Source organism: Halomonas sp. BM-2019 (assembly GCF_017584085.1).
In genome coordinates, this window is record NZ_CP071922.1 from 2,601,284 (window position 1) to 2,604,076 (window position 2,793).

The window sequence follows — 2,793 nt, forward strand, 5'->3', positions numbered from 1 at the left end:
CCTTAGGCCAAGTGAGAAATGAGGGTCTGTCCCCTATTTCCTTTCCTCTGCTATTTCTCCGGGTGAGGCGCTCTGGCGCCCTTCAGCAGCCCTTCGGTACTCAGGTCCTCATCAAGGTCGGGCCAGTGGATACCGTAGCCACCACCCGCAACCTCCCAGTGGTTGCGCTGCGCCGGAGTCGCCGTACTGAGCCTGGGGTACCAGGCCAGAGGCACGGAGATCGCCCGACCATCCATCAGTTCGACGGTAAGTCGATCATCATCGATCTGCACGCTCATCACTCGCAAGTCATTGTCAGATACCAAAGAATGCATGCCACGCCTCCCACAACTGTTGCTCGTGCTCTCGGACCATTCGCTGTATCCGGCCGAGCTCTTTGGCAGAGAACTCAATGTTACGCGCAATCACCGCATCATTCAGCCATACCTTGGCCGTTGCGCTGCCGTGGTCAACATGTACATGGGGCGGCTCATCGGGCTCATGGCTGTAGAAATAGAATCGGTTGGCATCGCCACTCCCCCAGGAAAGCCCAAGCTTACTCAAGCATAGAGGATTCTGCATACGCCAGCGGCCGGCATCGCTGCCGGCCGCGGGGCCCAGAACGTGGATGTCGCTTTCTTCCTGTCCTATTCCCCCCTCTGCCTGTAGGGCTTGCTGAACGCTTTCACGTGCTCCAGAGCTTCCAGCAGATCGCCAGCCATAAAATAGGCCTTGTTCAACAAACTGGCCTGGATCTCAGGGTCATCAGGATAATCATGGGCAAATTGATTGCGCATTTCGCGTAGCCGCAACCACCTTGCGGCCGATTCGATGGCACCAATCTTTTCCAGCTTGTTCAATTTATCGATGAAGGTCGCCAGCTCACCATGCTCCTGCGTTAATTCAAGGACACCCGGCAGCAGCTTGGCACCCATGGCATCCTGCAGCTTGGAAAAACGGACGATGAACTGATCCACAACGGCCAGATCGAGATCTGAAAGCTCCTCCAGCTCAGTCGGTGACAAGGGAAAGTGATCGGAGAGAGTGTCCATCGCCCAGTGGAGCCTGCTGGCATGTCGCTCACATATTTCCAGACTGCCTTCAAAAGCTTCAACCTGGTTCACAGCCTCACCCCCGTTTCCCTGGCCAACCGATGCACCGGCAGCTCCTTGGCAGCCCTGCGATGAACGACCAGATCGATTTTCTGATCGCCCAACCGCTGCTTGAGCTCAACCAGCGCATCCAGCTGGGCATCAACGATCTGGTCAGGCTCCTGCACCTCGGGCTCCACGTAGATATCGATATCCCCACCTCTGGCCCGGTCATCGACTCTGGAGCCAAAGAGCCAGACGCGAGAAAGCGCACCGAAGTGGCGCTTCACTGTCTGGACGATGTCATCACGCTCCCGGTCACTCAAGCGCATTTCATGTCCTCTTGTCAGGCCTTGCAAACGACACCTCGATGAAGAAAGTGGATATCCTTTTCTTCTTTACTGACGCCGCGCCAGAAATAAGCGAGGACATGGGGGCTGTCCGAGAACAGGCGCGAGGGCCAAGGGCCAAGCGCCCAGAAAGGACCCAGAAAGTGGGTGTCCTTATCTTCTTTTAATGCTGAGTCTCGGCACGCAGCTTCGCCACCTCCTCGGCGGCCAGTCCGGCAATCTCGGCGATCATCGGATCATCCATTTCGGTACGCGCGATCAGGTTACGAGCCGTCTCCCGCCTGGCTTGCTCGCGCCCTTCTTCACGCCCTTCCTGACGCTCTTTCTTGACCAGATTCTCAAGATTCTCTGCCAACATCTCTCTATCCTCCACCAGACTGGTGAGCCGATCCAGGTCGAGCCTGCTCCCGGGGGCTACCCGTTGGAGATGACGCTTAAGCCAGCGGGTGATGATACGGTCGATGCGTTCCTTGTTGGCGTCGGCCTGAATGATCGCCACCACCCGGTCCACCGCCCGTTGCAGGGCCGCCTGCCCCGTGGCGGCGTTCTCGATGCCGAACACCCCGCTCAGTGGCGTCTGCCGCTCGGCCAGCTCCTCGTCAGTATACTGCCCCTCGTCAATCAGGTAGTAGCGCAGGTGCGGCTGGTAGACTCGCAGGAAGCCCGGAGGTTCCGGTCTTATCAGCTCGTAGACATCCTGTGGCACCGACCAGCGTCGCGCGCCGTTGTAGAGCACGATGGGCAGCACCGGCGGCAGGCCCTCGCCGATGGTGGCGGCCTTGCTCTTGAGCAGGTGATCGTAGAAGCAGGCCACGTAGTGCATCAAGCGAATCGGCATCGCCTGATCCACCGTGGACTGAAACTCCAACAGGATATACAGGTAGACCCGTTGCGCCACACCCTGCCAGTGCACTTCCACCGACCACACCACATCCTCGAACTTTTCCTCGAACAGCGGCGTGATGTAGTTGCCGCTGTGGTTCTGCAGCGTGGTGAAGTCCATCAATCCGGCGATCTCGGGTGGCGCGAAGCCCTCGATCAGTTGCTGTACGAACTCGGGGTAGCTGAACAGCTCCTTGTAGCCCGTATCATGGTGGTTGGCCATGGAGGGGCGCTCCTGCGCATCGGGTTCCGTGCCCGGAGTCTAGCATAGGCCGGCAAGGCAGGGGCGAGGAAGCGAGGGGCGAGGGGCGAGGAACGAGGAAGCGAGGGACGAGGAAACCCCACCCAGTCGTAGGAGCCGGATTTATCCGGCGATAGGGGGCAGGGGCAAGGGGCAAGGGGCAAGGAACAAGGAACAAGGAACAAGGCCCCACCATCCTGCCTCGCAGCGCCCGCCGCCCATACGCCAGCGGCCGGCATTGCTGCCGGCC

The 2,793-nt window shown here is 59.4% G+C and carries 5 protein-coding genes; all 5 read right to left on the reverse strand.

The features are described 5' to 3' along the window. Positions 1-50: 50 nt before the first annotated feature. Complete coding sequence (locus tag J5F18_RS12990; RefSeq protein ID WP_346299034.1) at positions 51-278, reverse strand: DUF2442 domain-containing protein; 228 nt, start codon at positions 276-278, stop codon at positions 51-53. Positions 279-294: 16 nt separating this feature from the next. Then, a complete protein-coding gene (locus tag J5F18_RS12995) occupies positions 295-561 on the reverse strand; it encodes a DUF4160 domain-containing protein (RefSeq protein ID WP_346299035.1) in 267 nt (88 codons plus the stop codon). A 65-nt stretch (positions 562-626) separates the two neighbouring features. Continuing rightward, positions 627-1,103, reverse strand: coding sequence for a hypothetical protein (locus J5F18_RS13000; protein WP_346299036.1), 477 nt, complete (start codon positions 1,101-1,103; stop codon positions 627-629). Beyond that, entirely contained in the window at positions 1,100-1,402 is a 303-nt protein-coding gene (locus J5F18_RS13005) for a nucleotidyltransferase domain-containing protein (protein ID WP_346299037.1), read from the reverse strand. The genes J5F18_RS13000 and J5F18_RS13005 overlap by 4 nt, the downstream gene beginning before the upstream one ends. 181 nt (positions 1,403-1,583) lie before the next feature. Continuing rightward, entirely contained in the window at positions 1,584-2,525 is a 942-nt protein-coding gene (locus J5F18_RS13010) for an Rpn family recombination-promoting nuclease/putative transposase (protein ID WP_346299038.1), read from the reverse strand. Positions 2,526-2,793: the final 268 nt, after the last annotated feature.

Bases quoted from the DNA above. Each gene is read 5' to 3' on its own strand.
- J5F18_RS12990 (WP_346299034.1), bottom strand. From the start codon at position 278: ATGAGCGTGCAGATCGATGATGATCGACTTACCGTCGAACTGATGGAT.
- J5F18_RS13010 (WP_346299038.1), bottom strand. From the start codon at position 2,525: ATGGCCAACCACCATGATACGGGCTACAAGGAGCTGTTCAGCTACCCC.
- J5F18_RS12995 (WP_346299035.1), bottom strand. From the start codon at position 561: ATGCAGAATCCTCTATGCTTGAGTAAGCTTGGGCTTTCCTGGGGGAGT.
- J5F18_RS13005 (WP_346299037.1), bottom strand. From the start codon at position 1,402: ATGCGCTTGAGTGACCGGGAGCGTGATGACATCGTCCAGACAGTGAAG.